At 69.2% G+C, this 6,421-nt stretch carries 5 protein-coding genes and 3 tRNA genes; 7 read left to right on the forward strand and 1 reads right to left on the reverse strand.

Annotation, left to right across the window (positions count from 1 at the left end; all coding sequences use genetic code 11):
- Window positions 1-1,775: nitrate- and nitrite sensing domain-containing protein (locus GTW40_RS03955; protein WP_161178749.1), on the reverse strand; the 1,775-nt coding region annotated here is incomplete at its 3' end.
- A 586-nt stretch (window positions 1,776-2,361) separates the two neighbouring features.
- On the opposite strand from GTW40_RS03955, the gene GTW40_RS03960 reads away from it, so the two are divergent.
- From GTW40_RS03960 to GTW40_RS03990, 7 genes are all read left to right on the forward strand, one after another.
- On the forward strand, window positions 2,362-2,544 hold the full coding sequence (locus tag GTW40_RS03960) for a hypothetical protein (RefSeq protein ID WP_161178750.1): 183 nt from the start codon (window positions 2,362-2,364) through the stop codon (window positions 2,542-2,544).
- Between the two features lie 412 nt (window positions 2,545-2,956).
- A complete protein-coding gene (locus tag GTW40_RS03965; protein WP_161178751.1) occupies window positions 2,957-3,742 on the forward strand; it encodes a fumarylacetoacetate hydrolase family protein in 786 nt (261 codons plus the stop codon).
- Complete coding sequence (gene gltX / locus GTW40_RS03970) at window positions 3,726-5,210, forward strand: glutamate--tRNA ligase (RefSeq protein WP_161178752.1); 1,485 nt, start codon at window positions 3,726-3,728, stop codon at window positions 5,208-5,210. The genes GTW40_RS03965 and gltX overlap by 17 nt, the downstream gene beginning before the upstream one ends.
- 109 nt (window positions 5,211-5,319) lie before the next feature.
- Window positions 5,320-5,991: a DUF4241 domain-containing protein gene (locus GTW40_RS03975; protein WP_161178753.1), complete on the forward strand. Its 672-nt coding sequence runs from the start codon at window positions 5,320-5,322 to the stop codon at window positions 5,989-5,991.
- Window positions 5,992-6,136: 145 nt separating this feature from the next.
- Window positions 6,137-6,208 (forward strand) — tRNA-Gln (locus GTW40_RS03980).
- A gap of 38 nt (window positions 6,209-6,246) precedes the next feature.
- A tRNA-Glu gene (locus GTW40_RS03985) sits at window positions 6,247-6,319 on the forward strand.
- Window positions 6,320-6,347: 28 nt separating this feature from the next.
- Window positions 6,348-6,420: transfer RNA gene (locus tag GTW40_RS03990), tRNA-Glu, on the forward strand.
- Window position 6,421 lies beyond the last annotated feature (1 nt).

Below are 6,421 nucleotides of genomic sequence, written 5' to 3' on the forward strand. Positions count from 1 at the left end.
TCGATGCGCTCGTACTGCTCCACCTCGGAGGCGGCGGCGCGGAGCACGTCGACCAGCGGGACCGGACGGGTCCAGCGTCGGCCCGGCTCCTCACCGGCGAGGACGAGGAGGTTCTCACCGTTACGGCGCATACGCGTCGCGAGGTGGTCGAGCTTGAAGAGGGAGGACAGCTGGTCCGGGTCGGCCTCGCGGGACTCCAGTTCGGAGATGAGCGAGAGCTGACGCTGGATAAGACCCTGCGAGCGGCGCGAGAGGTTGGTGAACATCGCGTTGACGTTGCCCCGCAGCAGGGCCTGCTCGGCGGCCAGTCGGACCGCCTCGCGGTGCACGTCGTCGAAGGCCGCGGCCACCTGGCCGATCTCGTCGCTGGAGTGCACACCGACCGACTCCACGGACGTGTCGACGTCCTGCGGGTCGGACTCGGACAGCTGCTTGACCAGCTCGGGCAGACGGTCCTGGGCGACCCGGGTGGCGGTCTCCTGCAGGCGGCGCAGCGAGCGGATCATGGAGCGGGCCACGACGAAGGCGCCGACGAGCGAGACGCCGAGCACGAGCAGGATCAGCGCACCGGAGAGGATCGCCTCCTGCTCCGAGGTCGACTTCAGCTCACGGGCCTTCTGCTCCATGTCACCGAGCAGCTCGTGCTCGATGTTCTTCATCTGCTGGAGCTTGTTGGTGCTGTCGTCGAGCCAGTCGCGGTAGGAGCGGGCGGGGAGGCTCGCGAAGCCGTTCGGGGCCGTCAGGACGCGCTTGGCGTACTGGTCGGCCGCCTGGATCTGCGGGCTGTCCTCCTGGATCGGCTGGAGGACCGTCTCCGCTTCCTTGCCGTCGACCTTCCGGAAGATGTTGAGCTCGGAGCGCTCGCTGTCGAAGGCCGACTCACCGTAGAGGCGGTCGTTCGTGGAGAGCTGGCCCTTGCTCTCGGTGTTGGCGGGCAGCGCGGCGGCGATGACGGCGCGCTGGACCGAGGCGTACTCCTTGGCGCTGGAGAACGCGGACAGCGCACGGGTGCGCTGGATCATCTCCGGGTTGCTGGTCGCCTCGGCCATGTCCTGGGAGAGGTCGATCAGCTGAGTGATCAGCCGGTGGTACGACTCGATGGTCTGGCTGGAGTTGCCCTCGGTGGCGTACGCGTCGTTGCGGACCTTGCTGAGGTTGCCCAGCTGGGAGACGAGGCCGACCACGGTGTCGCGGACACCCTTGAGGTTGCCGTCCTTGCTGGCCGCGTCGATCTGCTCCGCGGTGTTCTCGAAGTTGTCCTTCGCGCGGTCGGACTTGTCGCGGTAGCCCTTGAGGGTGAAGTCCGAGGCCTTGACGCCGTGCGACATCGGACCGGCGGACTGGTCACGCTCGTCCTGGAGTGCCGCGGCGAGCTCGGTGGCGCGCTGGGTCATCTCCGTCAGCAGCTTCATGTTGTCGAGCTGCTTGATGTCGTCCATCGAGTCGCCGATGCGCAGGCCACCGAGCGTGGTGGCCGCGACGACCGGCAGCGCGAGAAGCGACACCAGACGGGTCGAGATGCGCCAGTTGCGCATCGCCAGCCGCGAACCGGGGCCGGCGTCGATGCCCTTGGCGGGCTTCACGGTCGGCGTCGGGGTCACGGAGCCAGGCGTCCCCGACGGCGCGGACGCGCCCGGACCTCCGGGGCGCTCACCGTTCTCGGACTGGCCCGGAGCCGGGTTCTGGGCGTGCTGGGGCGAGGCACCGCGGCCGGCCCCGCCGTGCGGCTCCGGCTCGGCCGAAGCGCTGCCATCCCTCTTGAAACGTCCCTGCACTAGCGTCGCAACCTCTGGACCAGGCGCCCCTCCGCGCGAACGGCGGGACACGGTGTCGGCGTCTCGGAGAGCGCCCTGAATACGCCCCCCGTGTTGGTCTTGAAGTGACCGGCGCTGGATTCCCCCCTGTTCTCAACCGCCGCGCGGCGCTGTGTCGCGCCCCCCGCGCCGGCTCGATCCTGCGGCGGTCCGTGGCATTCCAGCACAGTGCCGGATCTCCAACAAGGGACGCACCCCGAGCTGTGACCTAGGTGACAGGGAGTGGCGCACGGGACACGAAGCGTGCAAGTCGATCTCCCGCAAAGCGGGCGCATCCCGGCGAACCGTCGGGGGTCGACGGGTGTCCCAGTCGCCATGATCAGGAGCGGAATGGTGGCTTCAGATCACCAATGTCCGTTTCGGCATGCCGAATTGGCGGTCGGAATTGACCGTTTTGTTCGCGAGTAAGTGAGCAAACTCACACGCGATTCATGCGTGGTTCACGGCAGTGGCGGCGAATCGCATGTTTAGCCTGACGCTTTACAGGATGAGCGGCTCTGCCCACCCGACCGCCCCCCCCACGACACGAGGCCACAGGAAGACAACGGTGAAGACGACTCAGATGTTCCAGAAGACCGCCAACCCGCGCCGCACGACGCTGGCGCACCTGGAGGACGCCACTGAACTGTGGGCCCCCGAGCCGCAGGAGCACACCGGCGAGCTGCCCGCGAGCACCGCCAACCCCCGGCGCACCATCCTCATGGAGCTGCCCGCCTCCGTCGGCGTCTGACGGGAGCCGCGGACCGCGCACTGAGCGCGGCCGGGAAGACCACGCACCGCCGTGTTCTTCCCGGCCGCGCTCAGTCATTTCCGGGCACCTCCCCGGCCGGCGGACACGGCCCCGAAAACCGTTAATCCCGCACCCCTGGTCCCGCGCGGCATTTTCCCCGCCGCCGACCGGAAAAGCCACGGAATTTCCCCGCGGCCCGGCCGCTCGTCCCCGCCCCCGCCGCGTACGGCCCGGCAGGGCGCCCCCGCGAGGCCCCGGAGCCGTCCCGGTCGGCGAATTCGCAATTCCCCCCGGCCCGGTATTCGGCGCCGATAAACTCCACCGCCGCGGACCATCGGCGAACGCCGCGCCGCCGGAGCGGTTAACCTGGGACGACAGTACGCCGGTTCTCAATGAGAGGCGCAGGAATCCCGTGCGCATCGCCAGGTTCTCCATCGACGGGAACGTAGCCTTCGGCGCGGTCGAGGGCGACAAGCAGGACGAGCTGGTCCTCGACATCATCAAGGGCATCCCGTTCGCCGACCACGAGCTGTCCGGGACCAAGGTCCCGCTGAGCAAGGTCAGGCTGCTCCCGCCGGTGCTCCCCAACAAGGTCGTGGCCTTCGGCCGCAACTACGCCGAGCACGCGAAGGAACTGGGCCACGAGGTGCCCGACGTCCCCTTCGCCTTCCTCAAGCCCTCCACCTCCGTGATCGGTCCGGGCGACGACATCCAGTACCCCTCGTTCACCGAGGACCTCCAGTACGAGGCCGAGCTGGCCGTCGTCATCGGCCGCATGTGCCGCGAGGTGCCCCGCGAGCGCGTCAAGGACGTCATCCTCGGCTACACGTGTGCCAACGACCTCACCGCCCGCGACGTGCAGCGCCGCGAGAAGCAGTGGGCCCGCGCCAAGGGCTTCGACACCGCCTGCCCGCTCGGCCCGTGGATCGAGACGGACATCGACCTCGCCCGCGCGAACGACCTCACCGTGCAGCTCACCGTGAACGGCGAACAGCGCCAGCTCGGCCGCACCAGCGAGATGATCCGGCCCATCGAGGACCTGATCGTCAACATCTCCGAGGCGATGACCCTGCTCCCCGGCGACGTCATTCTCACCGGCACCCCCGCGGGCGTCGGACCCCTGAACGTCGGCGACGAGGTCGCCGTCACCATCGAAGGCATCGGCACTCTCACCAACAAGGTTGTCAAGCGTGGCTAGCGCACCTGTACGCGTCCGTTTCTGTCCCTCGCCCACCGGTAACCCCCACGTCGGCCTGGTGCGCACCGCCCTGTTCAACTGGGCCTTCGCCCGGCACAACGAGGGCACCCTGGTCTTCCGCATCGAGGACACCGACGCGGCCCGCGACTCCGAGGAGTCGTACAACCAGCTCCTCGACGCCATGCGCTGGCTCGGCTTCGACTGGGACGAGGGCCCGGAGGTCGGCGGCCCGCACGCGCCGTACCGCCAGTCGCAGCGGATGGACATCTACAAGGACGTCGCGCAGAAGCTGCTGGACGGCGGTTACGCGTACCACTGCTACTGCTCCCAGGACGAGCTGGACACCCGCCGCGAGGCCGCCCGCGCCGCCGGCAAGCCCTCCGGCTACGACGGCCACTGCCGCGAGCTGAGCGACGCGCAGGCCGAGGAGTACAAGGCGCAGGGCCGCGAGCCGATCGTCCGCTTCCGGATGCCGGACGAGACGATCACCTTCGACGACCTGGTGCGCGGCGAGATCACGTACCTCCCGGAGAACGTCCCGGACTACGGCATCGTGCGCGCCAACGGCGCCCCGCTGTACACCCTGGTGAACCCGGTCGACGACGCGCTGATGGACATCACCCACGTCCTGCGCGGCGAGGACCTGCTCTCCTCCACCCCGCGCCAGATCGCCCTGTACAAGGCGCTGATGGAGCTGGGCATCGCGCAGCGGATCCCGGCCTTCGGCCACCTGCCGTACGTGATGGGCGAGGGCAACAAGAAGCTCTCCAAGCGCGACCCGGAGTCGTCGCTCAACCTCTACCGCGAGCGCGGCTTCCTGCCCGAGGGTCTGCTCAACTACCTTTCCCTGCTGGGCTGGTCGCTCTCGGCGGACCAGGACATCTTCTCGATCGAGGAGATGGTCGCGGCCTTCGAGGTCTCGGACGTGAACCCCAACCCGGCGCGCTTCGACCTGAAGAAGTGCGAGGCGATCAACGCCGACCACATCCGCATGCTCGACGTGAAGGACTTCACCGAGCGCTGCGCGCCGTGGCTGAAGGCCCCGTTCGCCCCCTGGGCGCCGGAGGACTTCGACGAGGCCAAGTGGCAGGCGATCGCCCCGCACGCGCAGACGCGTCTGAAGGTGCTCTCCGAGATCACCGACAACGTCGACTTCCTCTTCCTGTCCGAGCCGGTCTTCGACGAGGCGAGCTGGACCAAGGCGATGAAGGAGGGCTCCGACGCCCTCCTGCGCACCGCCCGCGAGAAGCTGGAGTCCGCGGACTGGACCTCGGCGGAGTCGCTGAAGGAGGCCGTCCTGGCCGCCGGTGAGGCCCACGGCCTCAAGCTCGGCAAGGCCCAGGCCCCGGTCCGCGTGGCCGTCACCGGCCGTACGGTCGGCCTGCCGCTGTTCGAGTCGCTGGAGGTCCTGGGCAAGGACACCACGCTGGCCCGTATCGACGCGGCGCTGGCGAAGCTCGCCGCGTAACGCGCGCCACACCCTGCGAGGGGCGGCACCCGGTCACCGGGTGCCGCCCCTTCGTTGTCGGCGGCGGGGCCTACGCTGCGGGAAACCGACCCCGAGGAAAGGCGCCGTCATGCCGATGCCCGCTCGCGACCACACCTGGCTGTTCACCCCCGGCAGCTCGTTCGCGTACGAGGACTCCGGGCCCACCGGCGTGATCCACGTCGTGGACGGCGGGGAGCTGTCGCTGCCCACCGGCCGCGTGGTCGCCTGCGACCCGTTCGTCTGCCTCGGCACCGGCGCCATCGAGCCGTTCACCGCCGAGGTCGAGCCGGGGCGCTACCGCGTCGAGGTGGCCATGGCGATCCTCACGCAGCCCGGCGAGGAGCCCTCGGACACCCCGCACCTCCGGGTGGCCGCCGCGCGCCTCGTCATACGCGACGAACCGGCCGTCACCTGGGAACCCGCCCTGCTCCCGGACCAGGACCCCGCCGAGCTCGGCGACGACGAGTTCTACGGCTACGGCGTCGACGCGGGCACCGGCTGCTTCTACGACGCGTCCGCCGACGGCGCCTTCCCGGGCTGCGAGGGCGACGAGGGGCCGCTCTGGGACGCCTTCGAGGACAGCGGGTGGGCCCCGGGGCCGCACCGGGTCACGTCTCCCGAGACCGGCCACGACCTGATCGCCTTCTCCTCCGGCTGGGGCGACGGCGCCTATCCCACGTGGGTCGGCCGCGACGCCGACGGCGAGGTCACCTGCTTCCTGACGGACTTCTTCGTGGCCCCGGACCCGACCGAAGCCTGAGCCGCGCAGGCCCCTGGGGATACCCGTTTTGGAGCCCCGTCCACCTTCGGGTAATGTTCTTCCTGCGCCGAGGGGAACAGGCCGAAAGGCCGGGCCCCAAGCGCACAAACTAGAACAAGATCCCCTTCCAGGGCTTGCGTTCCAGTGGCCTATGGTGTAATTGGCAGCACGACTGATTCTGGTTCAGTTAGTCTTGGTTCGAGTCCAGGTAGGCCAGCTCGCAGAGCTCATCTGCACCGCGGATCACATCCGCAAGCCCCCGTTGTGTAGCGGCCTAGCACGCTGCCCTCTCAAGGCAGTAGCGCCGGTTCGAATCCGGTCGGGGGTACTGGTTCCGATCATTCGGAATCGCTAGGGCCCCCGTTGTGTAGCGGCCTAGCACGCCGCCCTCTCAAGGCGGTAGCGCCGGTTCGAATCCGGTCGGGGGTAC

Source organism: Streptomyces sp. SID4985, assembly GCF_009863025.1.
Taxonomy (GTDB): Bacteria; Actinomycetota; Actinomycetes; order Streptomycetales; family Streptomycetaceae; genus Streptomyces.